The organism is Candidatus Edwardsbacteria bacterium RifOxyA12_full_54_48 (assembly GCA_001777915.1).
In the GTDB taxonomy this organism is placed as follows: Bacteria; Edwardsbacteria; AC1; order AC1; family EtOH8; genus UBA2226.
Genome location: MFFN01000007.1, coordinates 31,556 through 46,391, shown reverse-complemented (window position 1 = coordinate 46,391; position 14,836 = coordinate 31,556). Strand labels below are relative to the sequence as shown.

The 14,836-nt window shown below is 52.1% G+C and carries 16 protein-coding genes; 1 reads left to right on the top strand and 15 read right to left on the bottom strand.

Features of this window, described 5'->3' with window-relative positions; translation table 11 throughout:
• The 6 genes from A2273_11830 to A2273_11805 are packed head-to-tail and all read right to left on the bottom strand — an operon-like array spanning position 1 to position 4,947.
• Positions 1–1,953 carry a hypothetical protein gene (locus A2273_11830; protein ID OGF06572.1) on the bottom strand — a complete coding sequence of 651 codons (1,953 nt, stop codon included), beginning with the start codon at positions 1,951–1,953 and terminating at the stop codon, positions 1–3.
• A complete protein-coding gene (locus A2273_11825; GenBank protein ID OGF06571.1) occupies positions 1,950–2,432 on the bottom strand; it encodes a hypothetical protein in 483 nt (160 codons plus the stop codon). The genes A2273_11830 and A2273_11825 overlap by 4 nt, the downstream gene beginning before the upstream one ends.
• The gene (locus tag A2273_11820) at positions 2,398–2,997 is read right to left on the bottom strand and encodes a hypothetical protein (GenBank protein OGF06570.1); all 600 of its coding nucleotides are present in this window, start codon (positions 2,995–2,997) and stop codon (positions 2,398–2,400) included. The genes A2273_11825 and A2273_11820 overlap by 35 nt, the downstream gene beginning before the upstream one ends.
• Positions 2,994–3,644: a hypothetical protein gene (locus A2273_11815; protein OGF06569.1), complete on the bottom strand. Its 651-nt coding sequence runs from the start codon at positions 3,642–3,644 to the stop codon at positions 2,994–2,996. The genes A2273_11820 and A2273_11815 overlap by 4 nt, the downstream gene beginning before the upstream one ends.
• On the bottom strand, positions 3,644–4,693 hold the full coding sequence (locus A2273_11810) for a hypothetical protein (GenBank protein ID OGF06568.1): 1,050 nt from the start codon (positions 4,691–4,693) through the stop codon (positions 3,644–3,646). The genes A2273_11815 and A2273_11810 overlap by 1 nt, the downstream gene beginning before the upstream one ends.
• 59 nt (positions 4,694–4,752) lie before the next feature.
• Positions 4,753–4,947, bottom strand: coding sequence for a hypothetical protein (locus tag A2273_11805; GenBank protein ID OGF06567.1), 195 nt, complete (start codon positions 4,945–4,947; stop codon positions 4,753–4,755).
• A 225-nt stretch (positions 4,948–5,172) separates the two neighbouring features.
• Between A2273_11805 and A2273_11800 the strand changes: the two genes are divergently transcribed.
• Positions 5,173–5,562 (top strand): hypothetical protein, encoded by a 390-nt coding sequence (locus A2273_11800; protein OGF06566.1) that lies wholly within the window; start codon positions 5,173–5,175, stop codon positions 5,560–5,562.
• A gap of 65 nt (positions 5,563–5,627) precedes the next feature.
• On the opposite strand, the gene A2273_11795 is transcribed toward A2273_11800, so the two are convergent.
• The 9 genes from A2273_11795 to A2273_11755 form a co-directional block, all read right to left on the bottom strand.
• A complete protein-coding gene (locus A2273_11795) occupies positions 5,628–6,326 on the bottom strand; it encodes an anaerobic ribonucleoside-triphosphate reductase activating protein (GenBank protein ID OGF06565.1) in 699 nt (232 codons plus the stop codon).
• A gap of 184 nt (positions 6,327–6,510) precedes the next feature.
• Entirely contained in the window at positions 6,511–6,786 is a 276-nt protein-coding gene (locus A2273_11790; GenBank protein OGF06564.1) for a hypothetical protein, read from the bottom strand.
• Between the two features lie 136 nt (positions 6,787–6,922).
• Positions 6,923–7,210, bottom strand: a complete 288-nt coding sequence (locus A2273_11785) for a hypothetical protein (GenBank protein OGF06563.1) — start codon at positions 7,208–7,210, stop codon at positions 6,923–6,925.
• A 193-nt stretch (positions 7,211–7,403) separates the two neighbouring features.
• On the bottom strand, positions 7,404–8,180 hold the full coding sequence (locus A2273_11780; protein OGF06562.1) for a hypothetical protein: 777 nt from the start codon (positions 8,178–8,180) through the stop codon (positions 7,404–7,406).
• 312 nt (positions 8,181–8,492) lie between these two features.
• Positions 8,493–8,735 carry a hypothetical protein gene (locus A2273_11775; protein OGF06561.1) on the bottom strand — a complete coding sequence of 81 codons (243 nt, stop codon included), beginning with the start codon at positions 8,733–8,735 and terminating at the stop codon, positions 8,493–8,495.
• Between the two features lie 275 nt (positions 8,736–9,010).
• Positions 9,011–10,264 carry a hypothetical protein gene (locus A2273_11770; protein ID OGF06560.1) on the bottom strand — a complete coding sequence of 418 codons (1,254 nt, stop codon included), beginning with the start codon at positions 10,262–10,264 and terminating at the stop codon, positions 9,011–9,013.
• Positions 10,265–10,399: 135 nt separating this feature from the next.
• Positions 10,400–12,829, bottom strand: a complete 2,430-nt coding sequence (locus tag A2273_11765; GenBank protein ID OGF06559.1) for an anaerobic ribonucleoside-triphosphate reductase — start codon at positions 12,827–12,829, stop codon at positions 10,400–10,402.
• 7 nt (positions 12,830–12,836) lie between these two features.
• A complete protein-coding gene (locus A2273_11760) occupies positions 12,837–13,310 on the bottom strand; it encodes a transcriptional regulator NrdR (GenBank protein ID OGF06558.1) in 474 nt (157 codons plus the stop codon).
• A 223-nt stretch (positions 13,311–13,533) separates the two neighbouring features.
• A complete protein-coding gene (locus tag A2273_11755; protein OGF06557.1) occupies positions 13,534–14,712 on the bottom strand; it encodes a hypothetical protein in 1,179 nt (392 codons plus the stop codon).
• Positions 14,713–14,836: the final 124 nt, after the last annotated feature.

Sequence of the window (14,836 nt, the reverse complement as noted above, 5' to 3'; positions counted from 1 at the left end):
TTATTTTGATTTTATAATATGGGGCGTCAGGAATATCAGGATCTCACGCTTGGCGGTTGAGGTGGTGGTAGATCTGAACAGGGCGCCGATGAACGGGATATCCATCAGAATGGGAATGCCGCTCTGGGATTTGCCGGCCTTGGTCTGCAACAATCCGCCGATCACTGCCGTCTCCCCGTCGTTCAGCACTATCTGGGTGCTGGCCTCGTTGGTCAGTATCACCACACCGCCCAAGATGGTGGCCGTGGGATCCAGGTCGCTGATCTCGGTCTTGACATCCAGGGTCACATTTTCCGAGGAATTGATATGGGGGGTGGTGGTCAGCACCATGCCGATGGTGTACATCTGGGTGACGGTGTTGCCGCTTTCGTCCCTTAGGGAGATCGGTATCTTCTTACCGCCCACTATCTTGGCCTCTTTATTATTGACCGTGGTGATCCGGGGATTGGAGATGGTGTTGGCTTTGCGCTTGGCCTCCAGTACCGACAGGGTGGCCGATATCTGGGCGAAGGAGCGGATGGTCCCCACTGTCATCGATGGCCTGGTGCCAGCCGGCAGTAGCTGGGGAACGCTGGCGTTCTGCAACTCGGCATTGGCATCATAGCTGGCGATATTGGAGACGTTCCAGTTGATCCCCAGATCCTTGGTCACGTCCATATCCACATCCACGATCCGGGCCATGATCTCCACCTGCTGGGTGGCAGTATCCAACAATCTGATCAGTTCGGCTATCTCGGTCTGCTTGAAGGACACTTCGTTGATCACCAGAGAATTGGTGCGCTTGTCAACCTGGATGGAACCCCGGGAGCTTAGGATCTTGTTTAAGGACCCGGTGATCTCATTTGCTACCGCAAACTCTATGGGATATACCACAGTGACCAGTTCCTGCCCCTGCTCTCTCATTCGCATGTTTTCGGTAGCCTGTTTGGGGCTCATTACCCTGATGATGCCGCCCGATTCCTCGACCACCAACCCCGCAGCCTTGACTATCTCCTCAAAGGCCCGGGCCCAGGGAACGTTATGCAGCCTCATGCTGACCGAACCCTTGACATCGTTGCCCACGATCAGGTTTTTGCCGCTGTATTCGGCCATGGCCCTTAAAACAGTTATAACGTCAGCATTCTCCAATTCCATGGAGACAGACCTGCCGCCCGACAAGCCGCCGGAGGAGGCCGAACGGTATCTTGGCTTTTGCGGTTCGACATAGGCGGCCTTGGGCTGAATCGGCGTTGCAGGAAGGGCCATTTTCTCCGGAGGGGTGGGCGCTGCCGCGTAGATCGGAGCAGCCGGCACTTCCTCTATAACCGGAGGAGGGGTGCTGGGTGCGGACGGCGTAGAAGTCATCGGCACCACCGGGGCCGCCGGCTGTTCTTCCATCACCAGAGTGGGCGTTGAGGGAGCCGGCGTGGAGGTCACCGGCACCACCGGAGCGGCGGGTGTTTCCTCAACCATCGGAGGCGGCGGAGCCGGCATGCTGGGCGGCACCATGGTCTGGGGGGCAGTCGTTGCAGCCATCTCTGATGGAGCGGCGCTAGCCTTCCATTCGGCAAAGGGAGAGGTGTCTTTGGTGGTCAGGGCAACAATGATGTCATTCTCTTCGGTCATCAGCAGATAGTTGGGCTTTATGCCCATCTCTATCACGATCCTGGCGATCCCTCCCTCCCGGTCGAACTGGCTGGTGCTGATGGTGGTGATGCCGCCCTTGTTGACGGTCATGGTCTTATTGCCGAAGGCAATGCTGGCTCCCTTGATGTCAACCACCAGCCGGTCGGGATTGCTGAGGGTGAAATCCTTGGAATCAAGGATATCGTCCCCGGTGATCACCACCTGGGTGACCCCTTCGGATTTCTTGACCGCAATATCCAGCACTTTGGCTGCATTGGCCAGGGAAAATACTGACAGCAGAGCCGCAACGGCCAACGGCAGCATTTTGTTGCTTCTATGATAGCTCATTTTCTTTTGCTCCCTTTGCTTTTACTTTCAGTTAACGGAACAACAAACTTTACCGTGCTTCCTGGATCGCCCTGTTCGAAGACCACCGAAGAGTCGGTTATGGCAAAAACCTTTCCGCCGATCACCTGGTCCCCGGGTTTGATTATATAACCTACGCCTTGTGTGTCATTAATCAAAGCCAGTCTTCCCGAAGGCCCCCAGATGATGCCGGTGAGGGTCATGTTGCTCACATCCAGAGTGCTGACATCCGTAACCCCCGAACCCTCGCCCTTTTTCTGGACCAGGGATTTAAAAGGATCCCTTCGTCCGGCTGGTTCATAAACATAGTTCTGGGCTCTAAAAAGAGTATCCTCACCGGCCGCCTTCAGGTCTATCGTCCCGGTAGCCGCTGGAGGGTCTGCGGCATAGCCGACAGACGCCAGGGCCAAAACGATAATTAAAAGGCTACCTGGGTTTGCGAGAAGTTTTAGCTTTTGCACTGGCTTGATCTCCTCCTGATTTGAATACGTAAGCATTGGCCGTGAAATCGGCTTTAATGGTACGTATCGGATCATTATTAGGATTGATTTTTATATTTGACGAAATTATAATTCTTGACAAATTACCCAGCTTGGCCATAAAGGTGGTTATCTGATCAAAATTGCCGATTACCGACATGGTGACCGGGATGGCCGCTGAAAGCTGGGTGGCTGAGGCCAGTTTCCCCGGCTTGAAAACCAGGAACCTTACCCCTGATTCGATCCCGGCATTGGTGATCTTTTTAAGCAGGCTGGGAATTTCGCTATCGGTGGGCAGCAACTCCTGAGCCTTTCCCCATTTTTTCTCCAGGGCCTTGTACTGCTCCTCCAATTCGGGGAGCCTGGCCACGGCGGCCCGGACCTGCTCAAGCTCCTGACGCTGCTTGGCCTCCTCGACAGAAAGCCCTTGAATTCTTTTTTGAGAAGGCTGATAGCTGAACTTGAAGAATAACCCGGCTAGAATCAGCCCGAAGAGTATCAAGCCGATGGTTATTTGTATCTTGGGATCTTTGATATCTAGGCTCATTTTGACCCCTTTCCGGCTGTTTGGCCAGTCGTTTCCCCAGGGCTGACGGGTTTGCTCGGGTTCTCGGTGTATCTTGAAGTGATGGAGAATTTCACCAGATCGCGCCCCTCGCTGGTGGCTTTGGTGGTTTGGGTTAATTCAACATTTGAAAAATATCCCGAACCCTTGAGGCGGTCCATGAAATCAGCCACGATAAGGTTGGAGAAGGTCATTCCTTCCATGGAGATCAAATCCTTGTCATCCTTCATGCTGGTAAGCCAGAGATAATCCGGCAGGGCCTGGCTCAATTGATCCAACAAAGTGACGGTATAGAACCGGGTTTTGTCGATGGAGGCTATTTCGTTAAGCTTGGTGTTCACCTCGGCCTGCTTTTTAAGATAATCATCCACCAGCCGCTTGGGACCGGCCAGCTTTGCAAGTTCTTCATTATAACCCTTGATCTTGGATTCCAGGTTGGCTATCTTGGCCTTCTGCGAGATCATGGTCAAAACCATGACCACCAGCACAATGACCACCCCCAGAACGCTGGCCAAGATGCCGACATTGAAAGGAAGCTTGGGTAATGAAAAGCTGCGTCCGGCTCCGGCCGGTTTGGCACCGGCCACTCTCTCTACCTTGCGATCCCGGATTAAATTAATCTGTATCATTATTTTACCTCCCTAAGCCCCAGGCCGATGGCCAGGGTCAAGATGGGGGAAACCTTTTCGCTGGCTACGGCTCCGAACAGGCCCGGATCATAGCTGATCTTTTGTAACGGGTTTATGATCTCCACCGGGATCCCGAACCTCTCCTTAAGATGATCCTGAAGTGACGGGATCAGGGCCCCGCCGCCCGACATATATATCCGGCTCATCCTCTCTCCCCCGCCGGACATGGCCAGGAAGGAGAGGGTTCGCTCTATGGAGGAGGCAAAATCGTCGGAGAAGGACTGGAACACCGAGGCCGCCGATTCCTGGCTGACGTCGGACACCGTCTCGCCCTTGATCAACTCGGAGGCCTGCTCGTAGGAGATCCCCAGGTTCTTCTGCATCAGTTGCAGGCAGGAGTTGCTGGCCATGGGGAGGTCCCGGGTGAAATAGGGCACGCCGTTCTTGACAAAATTGATGTTGGTGTTATCGGCCCCGATATTGACCAGGGCTATGATCTCGTCGGCCGGCATTTCGTAACTGGCCTCGAAGGCATTCTGCACGGCAAAGGCCCCGTAATCCAGCAGGATCGGGTTCAAGCCGGCCCCGGACAGCAGGTCCAGATGGACGTTCACCGTCTCGTTCCTGGCCGCCACCAGCAGCACTTCCATCTGGTTGTTGCCCGAATCGGGGTTGATGATCTGGAAATCCAGCACCACATCGGAGATCTCGAACGGCACATGCTGTTCGGCCTCCCACTTGATCCTCTCCCGGGCCTCCTGCTCCTTCATCTTGTCCATATTGATCCGCTTGACGATGACGCCCCGGCCGGAGACGGCAGTTATCACATTATTGCTTTTTATCTGCCTGGTCTCCAAAAGGGTCCTGATGGTGTCTATCACCAGGGTCCGGTCCATGATCTCGCCCTCGACGATGGCCTCCGGCAGCAGCGGAGCGATCCCGTAATTGACCAGCGACAGCCCCTTGCCGGTCTTCTGGATCTCGACGATCTTTATCTGGCTGCTGCCTATGTCCAAACCTATGGTGGCTGGTTTTTTTCCAAAAAGCATTTTGAGGTTACCTCACTTTATCGGTTATTATCAACCAATTGATTTTTCATCAGACCGATCTACCAGCCCAATTCGCCAATAAATTTCTGGATCTCGCTTCCCTTGACCAGCCATCGCCGGCCGACCTTTTTGCCCGGGAGATTTTTTACGCCCAAATGTTTGCGCACCGTCTGGTCGGTGACCGCCAGGATCTTGGCAGTCTCCGAGACGGTGTATAATTTCCCGGAATCTATTTCTTTTGGGGATACAGGCATATTTACCTCGCTCAAGAATGAAGTATCGGTAAGTATATATAACTATAGACAAAGCTACCTTTAGACATTTTATTCATTTTGTCCATATTTGTCAAGAACTTTTTTTATTTTTTTATTTTTTTTTATTTTTTCTCTTGACATAATCACTAAGTTACACTATACTATCCAATTGATAGGGACACTTAAAGGGATAATTCAACAAACCAAAATATTTTGGAGGTTACCATGAAAAAGTTAATTTCCCTGATTTTCATAGCCCTGCTGACCATTGTGGGTTGCAGTTCTGTGACCCCGGCGCCGGAATTGATAATCACCGATGTTGACCCTCCGGGCGGCGGCGGGATATTAACCGTGTCTTTTGAGAACATGAATTACGTTGATGCCGTCCTTAACAAGCGGACCACCACCTTTACTGATACAGTCGGAACAACCCCGATCGTTGAAAGCTATAATATCGCCGGTTATGTTCCGGGCGGCGGCGTCTATTCATATACCTTCACCCCCACTTATCCGGCCATGGGGGCAGGCGCCTCGGTTCAGGTCACTTTTACCGGGACCGATGCCTACGGTTACAATAAGACCTTCACCGTAACCACCCCAAAGATCTGGTATTGATCTTCAAAACAATAAACGCCCCGGCTCCTGCCGGGGCGTTTATTCATTATATATGATATTATTGCTTATATTCCCCTTAAAACCACCCTTTCCACCAATCCTTTCGCCCTCTTTTTCATCTCCTCCAGGTATTCCTCATCATATGGCGGCAGACTACGTAGCCCCTCGTCGTCGGCATTGGTTTGGACAAACTGCTGTAAAACCCACTTTTTTGCCCCTTTTATCTCTTTTGCCATATTTTCAACCGAATCCAGATCGTGATATTGCGGAACAATGGTGGTGCGGAACTCATACTCCAGGCCGGAGGACATGATCAGGCCGATGCTTTCCCTGATATTCTCTTTGTTTACGGCAACCCCGCAGGCCCGGTCATAGGATCCGTCGAAAGAGGCCTTGATGTCCATGGCGATGAATTTTACCAGGCCCAGGTCTATTATCTCCCTTAACAGGGCCGGGTTGCTGCCGTTGGTGTCTAATTTGGCCGGCAGGCCCATTTCCTTCAGTTTCGTCAGCAGGGGCATCAGATCCTGGTGGATGGTGGGCTCACCCCCGGTGATCACCACCCCGTCTATCCAGCCCTTCTTGCCCTTTAAAAACGTTTCTATGCGTTTCCAGGGGACGTCGGCGATCTGCTCCGGGTGCTTGACCAAAACATGATTGTGGCAGAACGGACAGCGGAAGTTGCAGCCGGGAAGAAAAAGGACCGAGACGATCTTTCCGTCCCAGTCGATCAGCGATGTTTCGATGAAGCCTTTTATTTCCATGATAATTACAATTGTGATGTCATAGAAACCCCAATATCCACACTGTAGGCTAATCAGGGTATTAAAGAACAGATACCCTTAACCACAAAGGCACAAAGACACAAAGATTATTAAAATTCCTAATTAAAGGGTAAATTCTGTTTAGTGCCTTGGTGTCTTGATGGCAAAAAGCTTTAAAAGACGATTAAACCGCCGGATCCAGGTAAGGCTTCAGTTCCTTGGACAGCGGGGGCCGCTTGACCCAGCGGTCCATCTCGTCCTGGTTGTTCAGCAGGACCACGGTGGGGATGTCCGACACCTCGTAAAAGGCACCCTCGGCCAGGCCGTCCACCGTGTCCATGTCGAAATAGGTGAGCGGCACCTTGCCCTGGAATTCCCACTTGTCCAGGAAATAGTTGATCTTTTCCATGGCCTGCTTGCAGACCTGGCAGGTGGGCCGGCCGAAAACTTTCAGTTCCATAGTATATGCCTTATCCTTGTAGATTTAATTATTATAGGATAGTCATTCCAGCGCAAGGCTGGAATCCACTCTGATATCCCCGGATCCCCTTCCCCGCTTTCGCGAGGACAAGCTTCCAAGGGAATGACGAACCCTATCAGGCGATCTGGGAGTGGTAGCGGTCCTTGAGCTCGCCCAGCTTGCCCTTGTTCCAGCCCTCCACGATGGTGAAATAGCCGGTGACCCGGGTGATGTGGTTGACGTCCCGGCCGCCCACGGTCTGGGACTTGATGGTGGCCCAGTCGTGCTTGGCGACGGCCTCGGCGCTGCAGCGGATCTTGACCCCGTGCTTCTTGTTGCGGATGATGACGTCCCCGCCCTCTTCGGTGAAGTCGTAGATGTGCTTCTCGGCGCTCAGTTTGTCCTTCAGTTCCTGCAGTTCCATGATGACCTCCGTTTATATTATTTTGATTTTATCTATCTGTTGGGACACGGCATGCCGTGTCCTTACTTATTGCCAAGAGTTGTTTACCACCCACTCAAGATGATCCAAGCCCGTGGTGCAGAAAAAAAAACGAAGACAATTTATTAAATACTAACTATCGCAACTACAATGCCTACAACCACATAGCACTTTATTATATATTTATTGAATTGCTCCATTTAAGATTGAATAGTTTTCGCAGTGTTGGCAATATTTTGGAAACCAATTCTTTCTCTAGATAAATGACAAAGGACTCTTTGTTGCCAATATCTTTTATCCCATGACCGATGATAACAATTGCATTTTTAGACAAAATATACCTATCGTGTATTTCAGGTAACGCAAATTGTTTGAATAATATATTACGAAATTCTTTTTTAAATCTTGCAAACTGCAAATTAAAATTTGTAATATCTCGTTTTTCACTATTACCAGTATTGCAAGTTAGAAAACGGACCTTTCTTGTTTTCCCAAATAATGATAGCGCATGCAGGGTATTATATCCATAATAAGGATCGATGATATCTATTTCGCCTTCCAAAATATCGAAAATACTTTTTAATCTTTTATTTTGGTCTGACCATGCTTCATGTCCAGTAATAAACAATACCTTTTCTTTTGTTTTATTGACCCTAGAAATAGCGACATCCTTTGCTATCCAAGCTGGATACCAATACCTATATGACCGTTTACCCTTTTTGATAATAAGACTACGTAATATATCGTTACTAACAATGGGCTTAATGCATGCCACAATATCTGAGGGTTTAATCTTCCTTTGATACTCTTCATTAATAAGATGAGCCAAACCCGCCGAATCAACTATGTCGTTTAGTATTCCCTTAATTAATAATTGTATAATATAATACTGGATTGTATTCTTTTTAATTTGTATAAGTTTTATTTTTTTTATTATATCGGGTTTATTCATGTTGCTCACCATGTAAACGCAATATTATTTTTATCGTTTTTCTTTGTTGAAGTTCTTCGTAATTGCTTTTTGGTAGATAACCTTAATAGTGCCACTGCTACACGGTTCTTATCACATGAATAGAAATCTGATAACCTATTCTGTGTATCTTCTACTGTTTTAGGTTTGGCAAAGAAACCCTTGTCTCTTAATGCAAGAATATGATCTGGCAGAGAGATATTTTTCTTTACTCTTGGTGGTTTAATTTTTGCGCCCGAACTTTCTAACCTCGATATACGTTTTTCGTGATCTACTAATACTTTCAATAAATCCTTACTTGTGTTTTTCATTTTTTATCTCCACATATGGGTGCTTCTGTATGAACCTCCTATTACCCCTTTCACCTTTTTGCATAAGAAACTTTGTACGCTCTAGTGCCTTACGTGTGGCAGAACCAAAATTATAACCTTTCTCGTGCAACACAGTTTCTACTTCAGCTATACTTTTATCCTTCTTAAAAAAACCTTCTTTCCATAAAAGATTCAAGGCTGCAGGTGCTTTTCTCACAATTTCCATAAAACCCCCTATTTTTTCTACAATCTTAGTAATAGTTATTTGAATACGCACCTTTAGTAAAATTCATTTCAGTACACTCACAGCATTAAACGCTTGGCTTTTTCTTACATTAACTCGCCTCTTCGCAATGTCCATTCCCTCTCCGCTGCGGGGAGGGCCAGGGAGGGGTCGGGCGAAGGCCCTTCATCACTATCTTCTTGATTAGGCCCAGAGCGAAGAGACTTCGCCCCTACTGTCTCCTGTCTCCTGAATACCCATACCCGCCTACTTGCCCCTCATTTCCCCGAAAACTGCTTATCCCAATCTATCCTGGCCGTGAACTGCATCACCACGAACAGCGTGGCAATACAGCAGATGGTGATGGCCAGCCCGGTGTATCCCTCCCAGAAGAAGGCGTAGGAAAAGAACACCAGGTAAACCAGCTGGGCCAGGGCCGTCTCCACCAGGGCAAAGCGGGCCCCGGCCACGATCCGCATATAGGACACCGCCAGGAACACCGACACCGCCGCGCTGATGAAGAACGCCAGGTAGATGTCGGCGTGGTCCGCCAGGTAGGCCATCAGCAGGTGGAAGGCAAAGAACGACGCCGCCAGGAAGAAGTAATGCATGGGGTGCAGTTTTATGCCGCGCAGGGCGGTGATGATGAACACCAGGAAGAAGAACAGGAATAAAGACACCGGCGCGAAGAAGCTGATCTTGCTGACGAAGGGACCGGGGTTTATTTTCTTGGGCATATCCATGCCGATCTGGATCCCGGAGATCAGGTTGGTGTACTGCCAGATTAGCTCCCATCCCCCGCCCTTCTTGGTCCCTCCGATATTACTCAGGGCATGCTTGGCGGTGGGCGAGATGGCGTTCTCCGGGAAATCTATCCGCCCGAAATCGGTGGTCATGGCCAGCTTAAAATTGCGGATCTGCGAGATATTGTCCCCGAAGACGTACCACCACTGGTCCAGCCCCTGGGAGTGGTAGGCCACCCGCACCTGGGCGGTCTGGCCGGGCTTCAGCCGGATCCATTTGCAGATCTTGCCGTCGGTGGGCACCAGCTCCTTCTCCGGCAGGCCGTTGACCGAGATGGCGAAATCGTCGTAGATGCCGTCCCGGGAGGGGAAGGAATACTGGAAGCAGATCTGGCGTTCATCCGAGGTGCTGTTGATCAAACCGTAGGTGCCGTCGAAATCCACCTGATAGGTGGAATACCACAGCAGGCCCTTTTTGCGGTGGGTCAGCCTCAGGTCGGCCCTGATGTCGCTGGATTCCAGGTTCAGGTAGTAATCGGACAGGCTGGTCCTGGTCTCGGTGACGGTCCTGCCCCCCTCGGTGGCCTTGACCACCTTCTGCTCCTGCCTGACCTGGTAGAACACCAGCGGCGCGCTCTGGCGCTGGGTGGTGCCCCACAGCTGGCCCACCGCCCGCTTGAGCTTGCTGTCCTGGGAGTTGGTGCGGTCCACCGTCACCCCGCCCAGGATCACCCAGGCCATGGCGGTGCAGAAGAAAACGAAGACGATGGCGGCTATCTTTTTGGCCATGATCACTCCTTGCTGAACTGCATCATTTGGGTCCGGGCGAAGGGACTTCGCACTATTATCTGGATTAGGCCCGGGGCGAAGAGACTTCGCCCCTACAGTATACTGTCTCCTGTATACTGAATACTTCTGCCGGACCTACTTTATCCGTTCAATCCCGCTGACCCTCTTCCCGCTGCAGTGCGGGCACTCGTCCATCAGGCCCCGGTAGACCTTGCTGCAGACGTTGCAGGTGGTGAACTCCGGCGAGAAGGCGATCTGGGCATTGCGGGTGTGGCGGAAGGTCTTGGTGACAAAATTGGCGATGGATTCCGGGGAAGGATGGGAATCGGCGATCCAGATATGGGTCAGGGCCCCGGCCTCGATCATGTCGTGGAACTTGCCCTCCTGCTTGACCCGGTCGATGGGGTTGACCGCATGAGAGACGTTCAGATAGGTGGAGTTGGTGTAATAGACCGAATTATCCTTGAGGTTGCCCTTGACCACCTTCTCGGCCTCCTTGGGGAATTGCTCCAGGTCCAGCTTGGCAAAGCGGAAGGCGGTGCTCTCGGCCGGGGTCTGCTCCAGTACGAACTTCATGTTGTATTCCTTGGCCAGCTCCTTGGTCTTTAGATGCAGGTAGGCGATGACCTTCAACCCGAACTTGAAGGCCTCGGTTGATTGGTGCATCTCCTGGCCGGTGTGGATCTGGACCATCTCGTTCAGGCCCAGCATGCCTATAAGGAACGACACCCGGGGCAGGCGCAGATAGGACTCCCCGTCCTTCTCCATGGCCAGCAGTGCCAGCGGACCCTGGTCTTTCAGGGACATCAGCTTTTCGATGAACTTGCGCTTTTGAATGTGGCCCTTGGCGGAGAGGTGCAGGAAGTCATCCATCTTTTTGAACAGGGCGCTGGTGTCGCCCTTGGCCAGGTAGGCGATGCGCGGCAGGTTCAAAGTGATGTTCTGCAGGGCGGAATATCTCATCTTCCAGGGGAAGTGGGCGTCCTGCAGATCGGACTCCTCCAGCTTGAAGGCCAGCCGGCAGCATTCGGATATCTTGGCGGTCTCGCCCCGGTCGAACACGAAATAGGTGTTGCCCTTCTCGGCCGCCACCTGGGAGATATGGTTGAGGAAATCCAGATGGCCGGGCGTCAGGTAGAATTTTTCGGTGATGTGGACCTGGGGCTTGGGAAAGAAGAAGGGACGCCCGGTGCCGTCTCCCCCCTTGTAGACATCGAACAGGGCCCAGGCGAAGCGCTGGGACTCCTTTAGATAATCGCCGTATTTCTTTCCGGTATACTCGCCGCCCGGGCCTATGGCCGGGACGTTCTCGAAATGCTTTGGGGTCTCCCAGTAGATGTTCAGGTCGGAGAAGATGGCCTGGCCGCCCCGGGCCACCGACTGCTGGCTGTATTCAAAGATCATCATCTGGGCCAGCTGCTGCATGTCGCGGTCGGACATGCCCACCAGATACGGGGCGAAGAAGACATTGACGGCATCCCAGCCGATGGCCCCGGCAAAATGCCCCTGCAGGGCGGCCGAGAACTTTACCATGTGGGCCAGCAGGGTGTCGGCATGCCGGGCAGGCTTGGCGATGGACAGGGCATTGGGCAGGGACAGGCCGAATTTTTTGACATATTCCAGGCTCTGCCCGGAACAGTAGGGCCGGTTGATGAATCCCAGGTCGTGCAGGTGAATATCGCCCCGGGAGTGGGCATCGGCCACCTCCTGGGAGAAGACCTTGGCCAGGGCATACTGCTTGTTGATGGTCTCGGCCAGCGACATGTTGGTGGCCTCGGGATTGTGGGGGATGTTGGCGTTCTCCCGGTTGCGGTCGGTCAGGATCTTCTCCACGTCGAACAGGGGAAGCCCCAGCCGGGAGTGCTTCTTGCGGGCCTCCTCCAGGCCATGCTCCACCAGTTTGGCATCCACCAGTTCCCGGACCAGGGACGAGGTCAGGCGCTTGACCTTGGCGCTGATGATCTGGTCCTCCACCTCCCGGGCGATCTTGTGGGCTATATCCTCGGCCACCCCGGCCTCCTTTTTAAGGGCGCTGATGATCCTCTCCCGGTCCCACTGGACGATGTTGTCGTCCGACACCCGGACGAACAGCGCCAGATCGGTGGCGTCCTGTTCCTTTCCGGCTTCTGCCGAATCGGGCCTGGCAACGATCTTCTGCTGGCGGATCTTGGACCGCTGGTCGCGGTAAAGAATATAGGCCTTGGCGGTCTTGGCATGGCCGCGTTCTATCAGGATTTTTTCCACGGCATCCTGAACCTGTTCCACGTTGGGCAGATGATCGCCCTTGGAGGAATACAAAAAGAGCACCACCTCGTCGGCCAGGTTCCCGGAGACGCTGCTGTCCGTGCCGCCCACCGCCTGGGCGGCCTTGAAGATGGCCTCGGTGATCTTGCGTTTGTCGAAATTGACTATATTGCCGTTGCGCTTCTGGACCAAATGGAACATCTTGTTGGCCAGAGAGCTGTGCAGGTCTTTGATCTTCTCTCCGGCAAATAAAAAGCGGGGAGGCTCCTGGGTTTCGGGGGTGGACGGGCTGGCTAGTAGCTCACGGTTTTTATCTGGCATTGCTCCCTCACTTTTTTATATTTTTTTGCTGGGTTTTTTCGGCGAATGACTTGGCCGCATCGGCGAATTCGGACACCTCGCGGAAGGAACGGTAGACCGAGGCAAAACGCACGTAGGCCACCCCGTCCAGCTCCTGGAGATGCTTCATCACATGTTCCCCGATGACGTCGGCCGGTACCTCGTTATGACCCCCCGCCTGGAGTTCGTTCTCGATGGTCTCAACCATCCTCTCCAGGGCGTCGATGCTGATGGGCCTCTTCTCCACCGCCCGGCGGATGCCGGAAATAAGCTTCTGGTGGTCAAAAGCCTCCCGCCGGCCGTCCTTTTTTACGACCATCAGGGCTGATTCTATGTACTCGTAGGTGGTGTAACGGCGATGGCACTGCAGGCATTCCCTGCGGCGGCGAATGGCCTGGCCATCCTTACATAAGCGGGAGTCGATCACCTTGTCCTTGGGGAAAGAACAGGCTGGACATTTCATGACGTACCCCTTTATTTTGTGGCAAGGGGGTAATTATGCACCATATATGGCCTGATGTCAAGCCTAAAATCAGCCCTGGAGGTGATATTTAATGACTTTTTTTATTCTTTTTGGTATCCCTTTTGCATAAACAGATTTATAACATATTGTATGACAATAATATAAAAACGACAGTAAAAAACTGTCGTTTTTAGTGAATTTTATACCTGTTTTTAACAAACAGCTACTCAAGACCTTTATAGATTCTCACCCATTTCTCTAATATGTTATCCCAACTAAAGTTACGCTTTAAATGTTGATAGGCTCCCTCGACAACTTTAGTTCTTAGGTCCTCATCTGTCAATATCCTGGTAATTGCCCTGGCCAGAGCCTGGGGATCCTTCTCCGGCACTAACAAACCTGTTTCTTCATCTATTATAATGTCAGTGATCCCGCCCAGATCGCTGCCGATGGCCGGCACCTTGTAATTCATGGCCTCCAGGATGACCACCCCCAGACCCTCGGTATCGCCCTTGGAATCTATGATGGCCGGCAGAACGAACACCGAAGCATTGCGGTAGGCGCTCTCCAGTTCCGCCTCGCTGACCCAGCCGGGCAGGCTTATCTTTCGCCCCAGATTCTGTGACAGGGCCCTCTCCTTCAAACGTTCCCTCTCCGGGCCGTCGCCGATGATGGCCAGATGGACCTCCAATTCCTGCGGCAGATATTTAAGGGCGTCTATCAGATAGATGATGCCCTTGCGTTCCACCAATCTGCTGACCGAAAGGATGATCTTGGGACCGGCCGGAGGCTGTGAAAATTCCTGGTTCTCCGGCAGGCTGATGGTATAGGGGATCACCTCCACCGGCACATCGGCCAGCTCCCTGACCTCGCCGGCGGTATAGTTGGAGATGGCCACAACTTTATCCGACATCCGGGCCGACCAGGCCAGAAAACCTTTCAGCAGAGGCATGGAGCGCTTCACCCAGCGCAGCTCCACCCCGTAGAAGGTGGTGACCACCGGCAGTCCGAAGAATGTTTTGGCCGCCCAGCCGAACACGGCATGCGGCAGCGGCCAGTGGACATGGACCGCATCGTATTGGCTTTTTCTTAACAGTTTAACGATCCCGATCATTCCGCCAATGATGTAGAAAGCCGGCATGATCTTGTACAGCAGGGATCTTTTCATGCGGTCCGGGGTGGTCTCCTCGTGGGTCAGGTTCTCCCAGCGTTTGAAGAAATAACGGAAGCGGTGCACCGGCAGCCCGTGGACCATCTGTTCGCCCAGGCCCTGGTAGGACGAAGTGAATATCTCCGCCTCCAGGCCGTGCGCCGGGTAATGCCGCAGCATCTCTATCAGCCAGGGGGTGATGATGTCCTTTTCGTCCCGGGGGAAAGCGGTGACTATGTGAAGTATTCTCATAAGGAAATTATAGCATAGAAATTAATTTTAATAAAGCGAAAGTTGAAATTTCCGGGTCAAACTTGGGAAAATTAAAAAGGGCCGCAACTAACGGCCCTTTTGTTCTTAACTTCAGGAGGTTATT

Bases quoted from the DNA above. Each gene is read 5' to 3' on its own strand.
- A2273_11830 (OGF06572.1), bottom strand. From the start codon at position 1,953: ATGAGCTATCATAGAAGCAACAAAATGCTGCCGTTGGCCGTTGCGGCT.
- A2273_11820 (OGF06570.1), bottom strand. From the start codon at position 2,997: ATGAGCCTAGATATCAAAGATCCCAAGATACAAATAACCATCGGCTTG.
- A2273_11815 (OGF06569.1), bottom strand. From the start codon at position 3,644: ATGATACAGATTAATTTAATCCGGGATCGCAAGGTAGAGAGAGTGGCC.
- A2273_11810 (OGF06568.1), bottom strand. From the start codon at position 4,693: ATGCTTTTTGGAAAAAAACCAGCCACCATAGGTTTGGACATAGGCAGC.
- A2273_11805 (OGF06567.1), bottom strand. From the start codon at position 4,947: ATGCCTGTATCCCCAAAAGAAATAGATTCCGGGAAATTATACACCGTC.
- A2273_11800 (OGF06566.1), top strand. From the start codon at position 5,173: ATGAAAAAGTTAATTTCCCTGATTTTCATAGCCCTGCTGACCATTGTG.
- A2273_11795 (OGF06565.1), bottom strand. From the start codon at position 6,326: ATGGAAATAAAAGGCTTCATCGAAACATCGCTGATCGACTGGGACGGA.
- A2273_11790 (OGF06564.1), bottom strand. From the start codon at position 6,786: ATGGAACTGAAAGTTTTCGGCCGGCCCACCTGCCAGGTCTGCAAGCAG.
- A2273_11785 (OGF06563.1), bottom strand. From the start codon at position 7,210: ATGGAACTGCAGGAACTGAAGGACAAACTGAGCGCCGAGAAGCACATC.
- A2273_11780 (OGF06562.1), bottom strand. From the start codon at position 8,180: ATGAATAAACCCGATATAATAAAAAAAATAAAACTTATACAAATTAAA.
- A2273_11775 (OGF06561.1), bottom strand. From the start codon at position 8,735: ATGGAAATTGTGAGAAAAGCACCTGCAGCCTTGAATCTTTTATGGAAA.
- A2273_11770 (OGF06560.1), bottom strand. From the start codon at position 10,264: ATGGCCAAAAAGATAGCCGCCATCGTCTTCGTTTTCTTCTGCACCGCC.
- A2273_11765 (OGF06559.1), bottom strand. From the start codon at position 12,829: ATGCCAGATAAAAACCGTGAGCTACTAGCCAGCCCGTCCACCCCCGAA.
- A2273_11760 (OGF06558.1), bottom strand. From the start codon at position 13,310: ATGAAATGTCCAGCCTGTTCTTTCCCCAAGGACAAGGTGATCGACTCC.
- A2273_11755 (OGF06557.1), bottom strand. From the start codon at position 14,712: ATGAGAATACTTCACATAGTCACCGCTTTCCCCCGGGACGAAAAGGAC.